We start from the raw sequence: 16,573 nt of genomic DNA, 5'->3' as shown, positions 1-16,573 counted from the left end.
TCCTCACTGCTCCGAGCGAAGGGCCTCGCTGGGTGGGATTTGGAGGGCGCGGCGCGCGGGCAGCCAGCTCGCGAGCAGTGCCACGACGCCCAGCAGGCCGGGGACGGTGAGGAACGTCGCCACGTCGAAGGCGTGTACGCCGTAGAGCATTCCCGACAGGCTTCGCGCGAGCAGGGCGGCGCCCACCAGGCCCACCGCCACGCCCGCGGTCGCCAGTCGTGCTCCCTGGCCCACTACCAGCCGGAGCACCTGGGAGTCCGTCGCTCCCAAGGCCATGCGGATGCCCAGCTCGCGCGTCCGCTGACTCACTGAATACGCCACCACGCCATAGAGCCCCACGCCCGCGAGGGACAGGCCCAAGCCCGCGAGCAGCGCCAGCAGTCCTCCCATGACACGCGTGGGGCCGAGGCTCGCGTCGACCACGTCCTCCAGCGCTCGCGCGGCGCCCAACGGCAGGTCCGGGTCCACCGCGCGGAAGCGCTCGCGCAGGGCGGGGACGAGCGCGTCCAGTGGCGTCGAGGAGCGCACGACGAGCACCATGTACAGCGCTGGGAACTGGTTCATGGGGAGGTAGACCTCCGCCTGGGGCGCCTCGCCCACGGAGCCGTGGCGGACGTCATGCGCCACGCCCACCACCTCGCGGAAGTCCTCGCCGTCCATCGTCAGCTTCACCTGCTTGCCCAGCGCCTGCCCGTCCGGGAAGTGCCGACGCGCGAAGGTCTCGTTGACCACGATTACCCGGGGCGCGCTCCCGGTGTCCGTGTCAACGAGGGTACGTCCCTCCTTCAGCGAGATTCCCAGCGTCTCGAAGAGCCCCGCGCTCACGGTTCGGAACGTGGCCAGCTCGCGCGTGTCCGCGGCGGCCGGTGACTCGCCGGGGAGCAGCACCGCGCTGACCCCGTTGCGCCCCCACAGGGGCACGGTGCTGGCCAGCGCCGCCGAGGACACCCCGGGAAGCGTCCGCACGTCCTCCACCAGCGCTGCGAGCGCGAGCCGCTTCCTCGCGTCATCCTCGTACTTGTTTCCAGGGAGCAGCACGTCCGTGGCGATGACGTCGTGGGGCTCGAAGCCCAGCGGCGCCTCATGCAGCGCGCGCAGCGTGCGCAGCATCAGCCCCGCGCCGACGAGGGGAACCAGCGCCAGCGCCACCTGCGCGACGACCAGCAGCGCCCGCAGTCGCCCGGTGCCCGTCGCGCTCTGTCCGCCGCGTGCCACGCCCAGCGCACCCAGGGCCTCCGCACGCGCAGCGCGCAGCGCCGGCACCAGTCCGAACAACAGGCTGGTGGACAGCGACACGCCGAGCGCGATGAAGAGCACGTGCGGCTCCAGCCGCAGGCTCTCGGGAGGAAGCACGCCCTGGGGGATGAGCAGGCGCAGCAGGTCCAGGCCCCACAGCGCGAGCAGGAGCCCCGTGCCACCACCCGCCAGCGCGAGCAGGGCACTCTCCACCAGGAACTGCCTGGCCAGCTGCCACCGTCCGGCGCCCAGCGCCGCGCGCACGCAGACCTCACGCTCGCGCGCGCTGGCCCGTGCGAGCAACAGGTTGGCCACGTTGGCGCAGGCCACGAGCAGCACCAGCGCGACGATGCCGGACAGGAGCCACAGCCGCTCGCGCGCCCCTTCCACCACCAGCTCGTGCAGTGGCACCAGCCGCACCCCGGGCGCCTGCCCCGCCATCACAGGCTCCTGGGCCAGTCGCGCGGCCACGCCCTCCAGTTCCTTGCGCGCGGTGTCCAGCGGCGTGCCCGTCCTCAAGCGACCTATCGCGCGCAGCGTGACGTCCCCGGGATGATGGGCCTCCCAGACGGGCTCCAGCACCAGCGGCTTCCACAGGTCCACGTCGGGTGCGAAGCGGAAGGACGCCGGCAGCACGCCCACCACGGTGTGCGGCCTGCCATCGAGCATCAGGCTCTGTCCCAGCGCCTCCGGCCTTCCTCCGAAGCGACGCTGCCAGAGGCCATGGCCGAGCAACACCACGTCGTCCTGCCCCGCCGCCACCTCCTCCTGTCCGAAGGCGCGGCCGAGCGACGGCTGCACGCCGAGCATGGACAGGAGCCCCGCTGTCGCGCGGCCGGTGCGCACCCGCTCCGGCGCGGCGCCGTCCCCCGTGAGCGTGCGGTCCCAGAGCGCCAGTCCCTCCACCTGCTGGAGGGCGCGGACATGCTCACGCCACGCTTGCAGCGTGAGGTGGCTGACCCCCAGCCGCTCCCGCTGCGCGCTCGACTGGTAGAGGCGCACCAGCTGCTCGGGCTCGGTGTAGGGCAGCGGGCGCAGCATCACCTGATAGACGACGCTGAACACCGCGGTCGTCGCGCCGATGGCGAGGGCGAGCGTGGCCACCACCACCGTGGTGAAGGCGCGCTCGCGCGACATCCGACGCAGCGACAGCCGAACTTCCTGGAGGAACGAGGGCATGGGGGCGGTGGCGTTGGTGCAACTCTAGCGCCACGGACTCCCCCGCGAGGAGCGAGGGCGGCTTGCCCGCCAGGTGGACCGGGGTCCGGGCTCGGGTGTCCGGATGTGGCACGCGGGTTTCCCGGAAGCGGACATGCTCGCGCGTGTCCGTTGTTGTTGACAGGTCAGTCCAGTATCGTTACCCATGGGGCATGGCACGTCCGAAGGAGTTCGACCGTGAGGAGGCCGTGAAGCGGGCGATGGTCGTCTTCTGGGAGAAGGGCTACGAGGCCACGTCGACGGACGACCTGCTCCGGGCGATGGGCATCGGACGCCAGAGCATGTACGACACCTTCGGAGACAAGCACCGGCTCTTCCTGGAGGCGCTCCAGCGCTATCAGGCGGAGAACGCGGCGGGGCTCATGGAGCGGCTTCGCTCGGAGCCCTCGCCCCTGGCCGCGCTGGAGCAGGTCTTCCTGGTCATCGCCAACGAGTCGCCCGCGGAGCGCGCCCGAGGCTGCCTGGGCGTGAATGCCATCACCGAGCTGGCGCGCGTGGACCCGGAGGTCGCCTCGGTGTCCCGGGCCGCGGCGATGACCTGCGAGGCGGCCTTCGAGCGCGTCGTCCGTGAAGCCAAGCGCAAGGGGGAGGTCCGCGCCTCCGTCGACGAGCGACAGGCGGGGCGCTTCCTGCTCACCGCCCTGCAGGGCCTGCGCGTCACCGCCAAGGCGGGGGCCTCCCCCGAGGCGCTCCGTGAAGTCGCGTCCTTCACCGTCTCGGGCTTGAGGGCCCGCTAACTCCTTGTTGTTCCTTCTTCCCCGGCGCGCATCGACGCGCGCCTTGTTTTGGACTGAATTGTCCAGAAAGTTGGTGTCACCATGTCCGTCAGCCACTCCTATCTGCTGGGCCGCTCGGGTCTGCGGGTCAGCCGCATCTCCCTGGGCACGATGACGTTCGGCAAGGACGGCCCGTTCGGCGCCTGGGGCTCCACGGAGGAGACGTCGCGCGCCGTGTTCGACCGCTACCTCGCCGCGGGAGGCAACTTCATCGACACCGCGGACTTCTACACGAAGGGCACGAGCGAGAGCCTGCTGGGGAAGTTCATCGCGGACGCGGGCGTGCGCGAGCGCGTGGTCATCACCACCAAGTTCAGCAACAGCGTGGAGTCGGGCAACGCCAACGGGGGCGGCAACGGCCGCAAGCACATGATGCGCGCCGTGGAGGCGTCGCTGCGGCGGCTGCGCACGGACTACATCGACCTGTACCTGCTGCACACCTGGGACCGGATGACGCCGGCCGAGGAGGTGATGCGCACGTTCGATGACCTGGTGCGGGCCGGCAAGATTCGCTACGCGGGGCTGTCGGACGTGCCGGGCTGGTACGCGGCCCGCGCGCAGACGTGGGCGGAGGCGTACGCGCTGACGCCGCTCATCAACCTCCAGCTCCAGTACTCGCTCATCGAGCGCGGAATCGAGCCGGAGTTCGTGCCGCTGGCGCAGAACCTGGGCCTGGGCATCACCGCCTGGAGTCCCCTGGGCGGAGGGCTCCTGTCCGGCAAGTACCGGCCGGATGCGTCCGGCGCGACGGGCGCGGGGCGGCTCAACGTGGAGGCCACGGGCCAGCGGCTGGGCCACTTCAGCGAGCAGAACTGGCGCGTCGTCGCCGTGCTCGAGCAGGTGGCGCGCGAGCTGGGGCGCAGCCCCGCGCAGGTGGCGCTGAACTGGGCGGCCACGCAGCCCGGCGTGGGCTCCGTCATCGTCGGCGCGAGCAGGCCCGAGCAGCTCGACGACAACCTCGCCGCGCTCGACTTCGAGCTGCCCGCATCGGCGCGACAGGCGCTCCAGGAGGTCAGCGCGCGGCCCCCGCCGTTCCCCTACGGAATGTTCACCGATGCGTACCAGGCCTGGCTGCTCAACGCCGGCGTGTCGGTGGGGGACAAGCCCCAGGGCTATGCGCCCCGCGTGTGGAGTGGACAAGCTTCGAAGCCCGCCTGACGCGGAGGTGTGAATCCCACCGCACGTGCTGTCCCTCCAAGCAGGCGAGCAAGGTAGGTCTTGGGGCCACTTTGCACCGGGCACCACGGGACACACCCTCCCTCCCAGTCTTTCCTGTAGGGGGCTGCATGTCGTGGCGCGGTGGGTGGATGGTGTCGTTGCTGGTGGTGGGGGCGGGCTGCGGGGGAGCACTTCCAGGGGAAGAGCTGGCTGGCTCCCCGGGGGAGGTGGAGCAGGGGCTGGACTCGTCGTATTGCCTCCCCACGGAGGCGAGCACCCAGCGAGTGAAGGCCATCCTTCCCCCCTCTGAGCTGGGCAGCGCCCTCTTCGCTGCGGGCCCCGGTCCCTTCGAGGAATTCCGGGGGACGCTCCACTTCGCGGTGAACTTCGAGGACGGCCGCCGCGCCCTCTGGAAGAGCGATGGCACCGAGGCGGGCACCACGCAGGTCAAGAGCCTCCCTGACTCGACGGGGACGTTCTGGCCCATTGTCACGGGCCTCACGGCGACGCCCTCCCGGCTGTTCTTCATGGCGGGGGACTCGGCCCATGGGATGGAGCTGTGGGCGAGCGACGGCACGGGGGCGGGCACCGCGTTGGTCAAGGACCTGACACCTGGCCCGGCCCACTCCTCGCTGAGCCACCTGACGGCGGTGGACGACGCGCTGGTGTTCTTCAAGGAGACGTACGACGGCACCACGTCTCCGAACACCCGCTACGAGCTGTGGCGGTCAGATGGCACGTCCTCGGGGACGGTGCGCCTGCGCGACTTCGGCACGGAGATGGACGTCAGCTACCTGGACGCGAAGAAGGACGACGCGCTGCTCTTCTTCGTGCGCGAGCTGTCCGGCGCGGGCACCAGCCTGTGGAAGACGGACGGCACCACGCAGGGCACCGTCCGGCTCAAGAAGCTCACCTCCGGGGCGCAGGCCTTCATCCGCTCGGTGGAGACCTCGGACGAGCGCACCCTGTTCATCCTGGGTGAGTCCTCCGGGCTGCAGGAGCTGTGGAAGACGGACGGCACCGCCGCGGGCACCGTGCGGCTGGCGTCCTTCGGCTCCTCGCGCGTCGTGGAGCTCCTGGGGACGCTGGGCTCCTGGGCCTATGTCACGACCACGTCGGTGACCACCCAGTACATGGTCGTCTACCGCGTCCCGCTCGCGGGCGGCAATCCGACGTCCGTGGTCAGCCTGCCCAATGACTTCGCCTCGCAGGGGGTGGCGTTCCCCTTCATCGACCAGGTGAGCAAGGCGCCGGGTGGCTCCAAGCTCTTCTTCTCCGTCAACATCGGCACCGAGGGGCCGGGGCTGCGTGACACGCAGCTGTGGGTGACGGATGGCACCGCGGCGGGGACCACCCTGCTGCGTCGGCCCCTGAGCCTGTCGGACGAGTACGGCTCCCCGCTCGTCGCCGTGTCGGATGACCTGGTCTTCTTCAGCTCGCTGGAGCTGGGCAACGTCGGCGTGGAGCCCTGGGTGAGCAACGGCACGCCGGGCGGGACGCGACGGCTGAAGAACATCGGCGTGGGGGGGACCTCGTCCTACCCCTACGGGTTCCGCAAGGTGGGCTCCCGCGTGTTCTTCGGCGCGTATGACGAGACGCTCGCGGGCCAGCTCTGGTCCACCGCGTTGAGCAACACCTGCGTGTCGCCCGACGCGGGGCTGTAGGCGGAGGCGACGTCCCTCCTCGCGCTCACCTGCGGCGCGAGGAGGCCCCGAAAGAAAGCCCCCGCTTCCCGTGTGGGGCTCAGGGGCCGGAGACGACCTTGAGCGCGGACTTGGGGTCTTCGCGCGTGACGGGCTCGGTGGGAGTCTCCTCCTTGATGGTCAGGGACAGCTCCAGGCTGCGGGCCACCAGCTTCTTCAGCGCCCAGACCTGGGGAACGTTCTCGAGGTAGACGCGGCTGGTTCCCAGGGCGGGAGGCGCCGCCTCCACGTCGAAGTCGGCGGTGAGCGCCTTGGCTTCCTCGACAGGCACCCACGTGACGATGCTCTTGCGTCTGCCGTTGCCGAAGAACCGGGCGAACCACTTCGTCGGGCGCTTGAAGGACACATTGAAGTAGTTCGACGTGTCCCGGAAGAGGATGTCCTCCGCCGCGTGGCCATTCTTGACGCAGATGTCCCGGATGACATTGAAGAACGCCAGCTCCTCCTCCGTGGTCTCGACGGCAGCGCGGTTCTTCCGCTACCTCTCCGAGCCGCTCCAGCACCACCGTTGTCCGCTTCCCCTCGTAGATGTTCTCGGCTTGGCGGTCTCCTCATTCGAGATGAACGACTTGTTGTCCTGATAACGCTTCACCAGGTCCAGCAGTTGATTCGCATCCATGGTGTTTCCCCCCAGCTTCTCGAGTCCCGCTTCGGCCGACGGAAGGCTCAAGCCCGGCGACTCTTGGGACTACAGGCGGGATGACAGGGATTGTCCATACCACCCCGGGGTGGTTGTGTTATCGCGACGCGCGCCTCGGCGAGGTCAATCGAGACCTGGACTTGGGCGAGCTCGCCTGGACGCCATCGGAGTCCGGGTCGGATGCGCCTGCGGGTATCAGGTGTTCTCCGTTGTCTTTGGGGCGCGGCTGCTGTTGCCTCCCGTCCATGGACGAAAGCCTTCACCCGGACATCCTGGATGCGCTCGGGCGTCAGCCTCGGGAGTTCGGAGCGGTGCAGCTTCACGTGGAGCCCATCCTCCAGCCCCCTGGAGGCACCGAGGCGCGCGCCGTCATCTGGCTCCAGGCGGCCTTCGCGCCCTTGCCGCCTTCGATGAGCCTGCGCGTCGTCGACGCCGTGACGCGGCGAGAGGTGCGGCGTGGGGGCCTTCCCTCGCTGGAAGGCGGGAGGGTGCTGCGGTGGGTCTTGCCGTTGACTCTCGATGCCGACATGAAGGAACTGCTCTTCCTCATCGAGGCACCTGTCCCCGAGGACGCCATGCGGGTGCGTCCTCCCTGGCGCTTGTTCGACACGCTGGAGCAGGTGGAGGTCCAGCCCGTGGCCCGCCCGCTGTCGAGCACGCTCCTCAGGGCCGGTGTGTTTGCCTCCACGGGCGTTGGCCTTCCCGCCCTCGCCGTTGCGCTGGCCCCGTCCATGGGCCTGGGGCCCGCCGAGCCGGGGACGCGGCGTCATGTGGCGCGCGCGATGCCGGAGGGCTTCATCGCCGCTGTCACGCCCGGCGTCTTCACGAAGGACGCCGAGCCCGGCAGCACCCTCATCTGGGAGCCCGGTCAGGACCTGGACACGGCGCGCTGGGCCGAGGCCACGGACGCGACCGAGAACGCCGCGCGCGTGCGCTGCACCTGTGGCGCCGTGGCGCCACGCGACGCGGAGTTCTGTCCTCGGTGTCTCGCCTCGCTCGCGGGCGCGACGCGCGAGTCCTCGCCGCCCGTGTTCGAGGCGCTCTCCGCCGGCATGGACCCGACCCCCACCGAGGCGCCGACGGAGGCCACGACGGCACGCTGCCCCCGGCACCCTCGGGTGGAAGAGGTCCAGAGCTGCCCGCGCTGCGGAGGGTTCTTTTGTGAGGCCTGTCTGCCAGAGACGCTCGCGTCCGAGCGGACGCACTGCGCGGATTGTCTCGACAGAGAGAGGGAGCCCGCTGTCCTCCGTCGTGCGTTGTTGCGGGACCTGATCATCACCCAATGTGGCGTGGCTGCGCTGGTTGTGGTGATGGGCACCCTGTCCACGATGGCCTCGCCCAAGGGAGAGCCCTTCTATCCGATAATGGGCACCCTGTGTCTCGCGTCCCCCGTCCTGGGACTCGCCGGGCTGGCGATGCTCACGCGGAGCGCCATCCCCGGTTGGATTGCCGTCCCGATTGATCTCCTCTTCGGCGTCGCCATCTTCCTCCTCGGGGGCTACCTGATTGGTGCTCTCATTCTTCTCTGTGCCGTCATCTCCTGTTTCCAGCTCTTCAAACTGCACAGCCTGTCGAGTCCGCCACCCACCGTGACGGAGCCTCCGGAACCGTGAAGCGAGGCGTTGACGCATGAGCAGGGCGCTGGTGCCGCGCGGAGTTGCTGCCCGCCATCGTTCGTGAACTGATGCCCGGCGCTGGTAATCTCTGGCTGGGAGTTTCTGGAACATGGCGGCGAAGCAGGGGGCGGTGACGAACTGGGGGCGTGAGGTTTCAGCGGGGGAGGCATGGACTCGCGTGGAGTCGGCGGCGACGCCCAAGTGGAGGCAGCAGCTGTCCTCCTGGTGGAAGGGTGTCACCGACGAGGGGGTCTTGCTCCACGAAGGTGACCTGGAGGCGGACACGCTGGTCGTCGGGCCCCGGCCGCTCGTCGTCTCCGGAAGCGTCCGGCTGAAGGGGCTGCTTGAGGACGGACACGCGGCCGACCACACGCTCCTCGTCGTGCTGGGAGACCTGGAGGTGGAGAACGTGGCGACGGTCTCCGCCATGTTCATCGCGGGGAGCGTCCGGATTCGAGGGCTCCTCTTCGGAGACTCGCTCGGCGACGACGTCTTCTCTGTCGCGGGTGGATTGAAGGCGCGGGCGCTCGTCGAGGAACACCACCACCTCCATGTGGCGGGCGCGCTCGACGTGGACGTCCTCGTGGGCAGCAAGCTCACCGCTCCGGACAAGCCTCGCCAGAAACTGGAGCCGCACGAGGCGCTGCTGCGAGGGGCCTACACGGTCGAAGAGGAGGACGAGGATGGCGTCGTCGACTCGACGCTGGACCGGAAGGGGCTCCGCGAGAAGCTGCGCAAGGGCAAGCCCGTGCTGGCGGACACGCGGCTCGGTCCGGTGGAGAAGGCGATTGCCGCCGCGAAGGAGAAGGTGACGAAGGGGGAGAAAGCGCCTCGGCTCGGGCTCTCGCTCAAGAAGCTGAAGGCCATTCCCGAGGAGGTCTTCTCCCTCACGGGCTTGGAGGGCCTCACGTTGGACTCCAATCCCATCGAGGTGATTTCACCGCGCATCGGTGAGTTGCGCGCGCTGCGCTCCCTCAGTGTGGAGCGCTTGCCGGTGAGCACACTGCCCGAGGAGCTGTGCCGGCTGCCCGCGCTCAAGAAGCTGAGCCTGCGCTACTGCGACAAGCTCAATCGCCTCCCGGAGGCGTTCGGCCAGCTGGAGTCCCTGGAGGAGCTGTATCTGGATGTCACGGGGCTGGACGGCTTCCCAGAGGTGCTGACGCGCCTGCCGAAGCTCAAGAAGCTCTGGTGGTGGCGCTTCTTCAAGACGTCGCCGAAGAAGCTTCAGATGTTGGTGGACGGCCTGGGCCGGATGCCGAAGCTGACGCACTCCGGTTTCTTCCAGGGCGAAGTGGCGGAGCTGCCCGCGAACCTCGCTCCGCTCGCGCGCCTCAAGCAGTTCAAACTGGGGCTGGAGAAGATTCCCGCGAAGGAGGTTCGGCGCCTGGAGGCGGCGCTGCCTCCAGGCCGGCTGCACGTGGGTTATTGAGCCGCCGATGCCACGCGCGGGTGAGAATGGGAGACGGGGATGACGGCGGCCTATGAGCTGTTCAAGCGGGAGGTCGATGCACAGGGGCGGGAGCGGCTCGACGGGTTCTCGTTGGGCAACCTGAGACAGCTCGGTCCGGATGAAAAGGTCCAGGTGCGCGCCACGCTGACGCGGCTCCTCTCTCAACGGGAGGTGCGTGCCCCGGTGGCGCTGGCGGTCCTGGACCCGACGCCGGCCACCGTCACCTTGCTGCGCGAGGCCGTCCCGCTGCCGTGGAGGCCCGGTGGGGTGCCCACGTACTTCGAGCTGGAGGCGGCAGCGGCGCTTGTCGTGCTCGTGGACGAGCCGATGGCGCTGGACCTGTTGGAAGGCACGGTGGCCCGGCTCGAGGACCAGTGGGCCAAGGGCATCGCGTCGGAAGGGTTGCGCCGTGCCTTGCCTTCGAGCGACGCCAGTGCGCGCCTCGCGCGGCTCCTTTGCGAGCGGCCTCGGGATTCGGTGCGGCTGGATGCCGCGGAGATGTTGATGGCGAGGCATGGCCTGTGGGTGCATGACCCCGAGCGAAGGCAGGAGCAGGTGGCGCTTCTGGACGCGCTGGTGGGGGATGACGTGGCCGCGCGCGACGCGGCGCTGCGACGGGTCCTCTCCGAGCCCATCAAGGCCTGGCCTTGAGGTTGAGAGCCTGCCTCGGAGCGTGATGCGCGGGGGCCGTGCGACGCGAGAGGCGCATGCGGTGATGGGAAGCCATGGATGGCGGGTGAGGCACCGGGGCAGCGGTTCACCGCGCGCACCAGCCAGGCCTGTGGCTCCTGAGGCCGAGGATGGCGGGTGAGGCGCCGGGGCAGCCTCTCACGTGAGGAGGCGGCTCCAGCAAGGGCTTTGGCGGCATCTGGTCCCACCTCTCCATCGCGAGGGCGGCGTGCCGGGGACGCATGCCTCCCCGCCCACGTCGCCCACCGGGCGCCCCTGCGAGCGGGGGAGCTTTCGGGCGACGCGGTGCGTGAGCACATGAGGACATTCATCGCGGACAGGGGAGGCTCGCGGATGCATCGTCTCTTGCGCCACATCCGGAGGTTCTTCCGACTCCAGCCGGGCAGGCCGGCATGGGCGGCCGGTGTTCGCGCGGCGCTGGCCGTCACCATTCCGTACTCGCTTGCCACGCTGCTGGGCTTCAAGGACGCGGGCTGGTTGGGGCTCACCGGATTGCTCGTGACGCTGGCGAATCCAGGAGGGGCGTATCGGGGCAGGGCGCGAGTGATGGGTACAGTGACGGTGCTTGGAGCGCTCGTGGGCGCCATCGCCGCGCTGGCGGGCGGGCGTCTCTTCGTGGATGCGATTCTGCTCCTGGTGGGAGTCTTCGTCCTGACGTTCGCCCGGTGTTACGGCGACACGGCGGGCTCGGTGGGAGAGAAGCTCGCGGTCATCTTCGTGGCGTCGCTGGGGGCGCATGCGGTGGAACTGGACGCGGCGCTGACGCGGGGAGGGGCACTTCTATTGGGGGGCGGATGGGCGATGTTGCAGTCGCTGGTGCTCTGGCCGGTGCATCCCTATCGCCCGTCGCGTCGGGCCATCGCACATGTGTACACGTCGCTCGCGGAGGGGGCGCGGGACCTCGCCACGCTTGCTCGCGCGGGGGCGCCCGCGGAGGTGTGGACGGCGGGCACGACGCGGCACCTGCCGCTGCGCGCGAAGATAGAGCGAGCCCGGCAGACGCTGGCGTCAACACGGGTAGGGCGCTCCGATGAATCGCGGCGAGGTGAGCACCTGCTCGTGCTCCTGGAGGTGAGCGAGCAGGTGCTGGGGGTGTTGTTCGCGCTGGCGCAGGCGATGGAGGTGGCGAGCCCCGAGCGCAGGCTGCGTCCCGTGCGGGAGCAGGTGGCGCGGGCGTGCGACTGGTACGCGGAGATTTCCCAGCGGGTGGCGACGGTGTCGCTCGCGCCGGATACGGCGGCTGTCTACTGGCCGCGCTTTCCCACGCACCATGAGGAGCTGGGGCTCCGGGGCAAGTGGCTGCGGGTGGTTCCCGCTTCCGTGACGGAGTTGCTGACGCGGTTGAGAGGGCACGCCGTCGCGGCGCAGCGAGCCGCCATGGCGATGCGGCGTGGCGACCCGGTGGCCGTGGGGCATCCGCGGTCCATGTTGCTGGCGAGCCAGCGGCGTCCGCTGCTGGAGACATTGCGTGCGAACCTGAACTCACGGTCCGTGGTGCTCCGGCATGCGTTGCGAGCGGGGACGGTCGCCTGTCTGGCGCTGGTCCTCACGCGGGTGCTGGGGCTGGGCGAGGCGTACTGGGTGGTGCTCTCCGCCATCGGCATTCTCCAGCCCTATTCGGCGAACACGGAGGAGCGTGCGCTCCAGCGGGTGACGGGGACGTTGCTGGGTGGGACGCTCGCGGCGGTGATTGCCACGGGGGTGGGGTCTCCGCTGGTGTTGATTCTGGTGATTGGGGTGCTGACGGCGGTCTCCGTGTCGTTGCTGCCGCTCAACTTCGGTGCGTTCCAGATACTGCTCACGCCGGACTTCCTGCTGCTGGCGACGCTGAGCGCGGGGGACTGGAGCGTCGCGGAGAACCGGGCGCTGGGGGTGTTGGTGGCGTGTGTGCTGGCGCTCGCGGGGGTGTGGCTGTTGTGGCCATATCCGGAGCGCAGGCGCTTCCCGGACGCCGCGGCGACGATGCTGCGGGCGGATGGAAACTACTTCAGGCAGGTCGCGGCGAGCCGCAGCGGCACCGAGCCGAAGGTCAGCGCGGCGCGCAGGGACCTGGGGCTCGCGATGATTGACGCGGAGGCGTCCTTCGAGCGGCTCATGGCGGAGTATCGAGGACCTGCGCACCGGCTGGAGCCGGCGATGGCGTTGCTGACGTACTCACGCAGGCTCGCCGCGTCGGTGACGGCGCTGGGGGAGCAGAAGGCGGTGATTCCGTCGTCGGAGGTCCTGGACGTGGTGGCGCACAAGGCGGGCGGGACGCTGGATGTGCTCGCGGACTCGCTGAATCAGGGACAAACGCCGCCGCCGATGCCGGAGCTTCCGTTGCGCCGTATCGCGAACGACCCGGTGTCGGGGCCGTTGGTGGAGCGGGTGCCGCGTCAGCTCGAAATCCTGCATGGCGCGGTGGGGAGGCTGGTGTGGACGTGACGGCTGAAAGCTGACGTCAAAGGCGTGGATGAAAGCGAGGGCTCGGGACCAGCGTCCCGAGCCCTTTCTTCACAGCCTCACCGGTGCATTACAGCGGGAAAGGGCGCGGTTTGCAGTCAATAGACTCGATCGGGGGCAATGTTGATACAGCGGACTCCGTCGTCGCCCAGCCTGGTTCGAACGTCAAATCGTAGACAGGAGGGCACTTGCACGCGGGATACTCAAGCATTTCTCCATCGCAATTGTTGTCTATCGTGTCACAGGCTTCGGAGGCTCCCGGGTTGACGGTCGCACTGTTGTCGTTGCAGTCACCGGAAGCAGCAGCGTAGCCGGCGGGGCGCGTGCAGGCAGAGACCGTGTTGCTCACGACCCCATAGTTGTCTCCATCCACGTCGCGGTACCAGGTGGGCGTGACATTTTCGTCCACCGTGCCGTTGCAGTTGTTGTCCACTGAGTCGCAGACCTCCGACGCGCCGGGCCGAATGGCGCTGTTGCTGTCGTTACAATCGGTGGTGTTCGCGACGTAGCCAGCGGGCTGGGCGCAGGCGAGCGTGGATTGGTCTGACCTGCCATGGCCATCGCCGTCCGCATCGCGATACCAGGTGGGCGTCACATTCTCATCCACTGAACCATTGCAGTTGTTGTCCACCGAGTCGCAGACTTCCGATGCGCCGGGCTGGATGGCGGCACTGCCGTCGTTGCAGTCGGTGGTGTTCGCGACATAGCCAGCAGGCTGGGTGCAGGCGCGCGTGGTCTGGTCCGACCTGCCATGGCCATCGCCATCCGCGTCGCGGTACCAGGTGGACCCGACGTTCTCATCCACTGAGCCATTGCAGTTGTTGTCCACGGAGTCGCAGACCTCCGTCACACCGGGCCGGATGGCGGCACTGCTGTCGTTGCAGTCGGTGGTGTTGGCGACGTAGCCCGTGGGCTGGGTGCAGGCCACTACGGACTGGTCTGACCTGCCATGGCCATCACCGTCCGCATCGCGGTACCAGGTGGACCCGACGTTCTCGTCCACGGTGCCGTTGCAGTTGTTGTCCACGGCGTCGCAGACCTCTGTCGCACCGGGCCGGATGGCGGCACTGCTGTCGTTGCAGTCGGTGGTGTTGGCGACGTAGCCCGCGGGCTGGGTGCAAGCGAGCGTGGACTGGTCTGTCCTGCCATGGCCGTCACCGTCCGCGTCGCGGTACCAGGTGAGCTTCACGTCTTCGTCCACGGTGCCGTTGCAGTTGTTGTCCACGGAGTCGCAGACCTCTGTCGCACCGGGCCGGATGCCGGCACTGCCGTCATTGCAGTCAGTGGTATTCGCCACGTAGCCAGCAGGCTGGGAACACGCGACCACGGACTGGTCCGACCTGCCATGCCCGTCGCTATCCGCGTCGCGGTACCAGGTGGACCCGACGTTCTCGTCCACCGCGCCGTCGCAGTTGTTGTCCACGGAGTCGCAGGCCTCCGTTGCGCCGGGCCGGATGGCGGCGCTGCTGTCGTTGCAGTCGGTGGTGTTGGCGACATAGCCCGTGGGCTGGGTGCAGGCGACCACGGACTGATCCGGCCTGCCATGCCCATCGCCGTCCGCGTCGCGGTACCAAGTGGACCCGACGTTCTCGTCCACGGTGCCGTCGCAGTTGTTGTCCACGGAGTCGCAGACCTCCGTCACACCGGGCCGGATGGCGCTGTTGCCATCGTCGCAGTCACCGGCCGTCGCGACGTAGCCCGAGGGCTGCCGACAGTCCTGCACGGACTGGCTCGCGTTGCCCGCTCCGTCCCCATCTGCGTCGCGGTACCACGCCTGCGTGGGCATCCCTTCGTCCACCGAGCCGTCGCAGTTGTTGTCCACCGAGTCACAGACCTCGGCGGCAGGGCGCTCCTTCTGCACGCATGCGATGACTCCGTGGCTGCAGAACGTCACGCCCGCTCCACAGATGCCCAACTGCTTCGTGTCGCACGTGTCGAGCCCGCCCGGGTTGCCCTCGTCGGCCTCGCCGTCGCAGTCGTTGTCCAGCAAGTCGCACTGCTCCGCGGAGGCGACCTGCGTTTGCTGGCAGACCACGCTGCCGTTCGTGCAGGCGGTGACGCCCGTCGCGCAGACACCGAGCAGCCCCGTCGAACAGCCACCGCCGCCCTCGGGATTGCCGTCATCCACCAACCCGTCACAACTGTCATCCACCCCGTTGCACAGCTCCGGCGCGCCTGGATAGGTCGTGGACGTGTAGTCGTCGCAGTCCAGCTCCTCCACGAAGCCCGGAGACGGCTCGCACGCCTGCTCGGAGACGTACTCGTTGCCGTACCCATCCATGTCGGTGTCGAAGTAGAAGGTATCGATGATCAGCGTGGACCCGGCCACCGTCGTCGGCGTGCTGGAGGCAGTGCCGGTGCCAAGCTGCCCCTGCCCATTGTTGCCCCAGCCCCACACGGGACATCCCGGGCGCAGCGCCAGCGAGTGCTGCGCGCCAGCGGCGATGGCCTTCGCGTCCCCGAAGCCCGTCACGCCCAGCGCCGAAGCGCTGCTCACCGTGGTGCCATCACCCAGCTGACCGAATGCATTGTGGCCCCAGGCCTTCACCAGTCCGTTGCCCATGATGGCCAGTGAGTGGTTATGCCCGGCGACGATGGCGGTGGCCGCGAACACGCCACTGACTGGACCCGGCGTCAGCACGGACGTGGAAGACGCCGCCCCGGTGCCCACCTGGCCGAAGGTGTTCTGGCCCCAGGCCCACACATTGCCGAACTGCTCATCGATGATGAGCGAGTGCCCCGCGCCGGCGGCGATGCCCTTCGCGTTCGGAATCCCCACAATCCGCCGGGGCACCAGCACCGTGGCCCCCGTGCTCCCGGTGCCCACCTGTCCGGAGGTGTTCTGACCCCAGCTCCACACCTTCTCATCCGCATCCAGCGCCAGGACGTGGTTCAGACCCGCGGCCACGGCTCGAATGGTGGGAAGCGCGGCCACGGCGGTGGGCGTGGCCACCGAAGCGCTCGTCGCCCCCGTGCCGACCTGTCCCGCCGTGTTCTGCCCCCACGCCCACACGCGACCATCCACGCCGAGCGCGAGCGAGTAGTTCCCATTGGCCGCGATGGCCTGGATGCCAGAGAGCGCTGTCAGCTGCGCCGGCATCAGCACCGTCCCGCCGGCCGTACCGAGTCCCGCCTGTCCGTTCGCGTTCTGCCCCCACGCCCACACGTTGCCGCTCACATCCAACGCCAGGGAGTGGGCGATGCCGGCCGCGATGGCCTTGATGGCCGGGAGCCCATTGACCTTGAGCGGCTGCGCCTGTGGCACACCGGTGCTGCCCGTCCCCAACTGCCCGGCGACGTTCTGGCCCCACGCCAGGACCTCTCCATCCTTCTTCAAGAAGAGGGAGTGAAAGCCACCCGAGGCCACTGCCTCTGGCACCCTCGTCGCCGTGAGGGTTTGCCGCGTCGTGGCGGCTTCGAGCTCCTGCTCGGGGAGACTCTCCGGCCCACCACAGCTCAGCGTTGTGAGAGCAAGGACTGCCACGCAAGCCGCGAGGCGGCTCGTGGGTTCTACGGACGGCTGTCTGGTCAAGGGCTGCTCCTGGGAATGCCACGAATTACAATGGCTCGGCTTCCCCTGTCATTGACGCGCGGCGACCACGGGGAACCCGAGGGGTCCTTCACATGGCGCTGCTTGGACCCGG

General features: G+C 69.1%; 10 protein-coding genes. 7 read left to right on the top strand and 3 right to left on the bottom strand.

The genetic code is table 11. The features are described 5' to 3' along the window. Nucleotides 1-3: 3 nt before the first annotated feature. Nucleotides 4-2,415: an ABC transporter permease gene (locus tag LZ199_RS25725; RefSeq protein WP_253996404.1), complete on the bottom strand. Its 2,412-nt coding sequence runs from the start codon at nt 2,413-2,415 to the stop codon at nt 4-6. A gap of 191 nt (nt 2,416-2,606) precedes the next feature. Between LZ199_RS25725 and LZ199_RS25720 the strand changes: the two genes are divergently transcribed. The 3 genes from LZ199_RS25720 (at nt 2,607) to LZ199_RS25710 (ending at nt 6,052) form a co-directional block, all read left to right on the top strand. Further along, a complete protein-coding gene (locus LZ199_RS25720; RefSeq protein WP_253996403.1) occupies nt 2,607-3,191 on the top strand; it encodes a TetR/AcrR family transcriptional regulator in 585 nt (194 codons plus the stop codon). An 81-nt stretch (nt 3,192-3,272) separates the two neighbouring features. Then, nucleotides 3,273-4,388: an aldo/keto reductase gene (locus LZ199_RS25715; protein WP_253996402.1), complete on the top strand. Its 1,116-nt coding sequence runs from the start codon at nt 3,273-3,275 to the stop codon at nt 4,386-4,388. 128 nt (nt 4,389-4,516) lie between these two features. Beyond that, nucleotides 4,517-6,052, top strand: a complete 1,536-nt coding sequence (locus LZ199_RS25710) for an ELWxxDGT repeat protein (RefSeq protein WP_253996401.1) — start codon at nt 4,517-4,519, stop codon at nt 6,050-6,052. Between the two features lie 79 nt (nt 6,053-6,131). Here LZ199_RS25710 and LZ199_RS25705 read toward each other — a convergent pair whose 3' ends face one another. After that, entirely contained in the window at nt 6,132-6,437 is a 306-nt protein-coding gene (locus tag LZ199_RS25705) for a hypothetical protein (protein ID WP_253996400.1), read from the bottom strand. Between the two features lie 539 nt (nt 6,438-6,976). On the opposite strand from LZ199_RS25705, the gene LZ199_RS25700 reads away from it, so the two are divergent. The 4 genes from LZ199_RS25700 (at nt 6,977) to LZ199_RS25685 (ending at nt 12,911) form a co-directional block, all read left to right on the top strand. Further along, nucleotides 6,977-8,344 carry a hypothetical protein gene (locus tag LZ199_RS25700; protein WP_253996399.1) on the top strand — a complete coding sequence of 456 codons (1,368 nt, stop codon included), beginning with the start codon at nt 6,977-6,979 and terminating at the stop codon, nt 8,342-8,344. Between the two features lie 112 nt (nt 8,345-8,456). Then, nucleotides 8,457-9,776, top strand: coding sequence for a leucine-rich repeat domain-containing protein (locus LZ199_RS25695; protein WP_253996398.1), 1,320 nt, complete (start codon nt 8,457-8,459; stop codon nt 9,774-9,776). Between the two features lie 39 nt (nt 9,777-9,815). Continuing rightward, the gene (locus tag LZ199_RS25690) at nt 9,816-10,448 is read left to right on the top strand and encodes a hypothetical protein (protein WP_253996397.1); all 633 of its coding nucleotides are present in this window, start codon (nt 9,816-9,818) and stop codon (nt 10,446-10,448) included. Nucleotides 10,449-10,820: 372 nt separating this feature from the next. Continuing rightward, entirely contained in the window at nt 10,821-12,911 is a 2,091-nt protein-coding gene (locus LZ199_RS25685; RefSeq protein WP_253996396.1) for an FUSC family protein, read from the top strand. An 88-nt stretch (nt 12,912-12,999) separates the two neighbouring features. Here the strand turns inward: LZ199_RS25685 and LZ199_RS25680 are convergent, their stop codons facing one another. Next, entirely contained in the window at nt 13,000-16,308 is a 3,309-nt protein-coding gene (locus LZ199_RS25680) for a MopE-related protein (protein ID WP_253996395.1), read from the bottom strand. Between the last annotated feature and the right edge of the window lie 265 nt (nt 16,309-16,573).

The sequence above is a fragment of the Myxococcus qinghaiensis genome (genome assembly GCF_024198215.1).
Taxonomy (GTDB): domain Bacteria; phylum Myxococcota; class Myxococcia; order Myxococcales; family Myxococcaceae; genus Myxococcus; species Myxococcus qinghaiensis.
The sequence above is the reverse complement of the archived record's forward strand: the minus strand, read 5'-3'. Positions and strand labels throughout refer to the sequence as shown.

Coding starts and splice junctions, on each gene's coding strand:
- LZ199_RS25690 (WP_253996397.1), top strand. CDS start 9,816: ATGACGGCGGCCTATGAGCTGTTCAAGCGGGAGGTCGATGCACAGGGG.
- LZ199_RS25685 (WP_253996396.1), top strand. CDS start 10,821: ATGCATCGTCTCTTGCGCCACATCCGGAGGTTCTTCCGACTCCAGCCG.
- LZ199_RS25695 (WP_253996398.1), top strand. CDS start 8,457: ATGGCGGCGAAGCAGGGGGCGGTGACGAACTGGGGGCGTGAGGTTTCA.
- LZ199_RS25715 (WP_253996402.1), top strand. CDS start 3,273: ATGTCCGTCAGCCACTCCTATCTGCTGGGCCGCTCGGGTCTGCGGGTC.
- LZ199_RS25710 (WP_253996401.1), top strand. CDS start 4,517: ATGTCGTGGCGCGGTGGGTGGATGGTGTCGTTGCTGGTGGTGGGGGCG.
- LZ199_RS25720 (WP_253996403.1), top strand. CDS start 2,607: ATGGCACGTCCGAAGGAGTTCGACCGTGAGGAGGCCGTGAAGCGGGCG.
- LZ199_RS25725 (WP_253996404.1), bottom strand. CDS start 2,415: ATGCCCTCGTTCCTCCAGGAAGTTCGGCTGTCGCTGCGTCGGATGTCG.
- LZ199_RS25700 (WP_253996399.1), top strand. CDS start 6,977: ATGGACGAAAGCCTTCACCCGGACATCCTGGATGCGCTCGGGCGTCAG.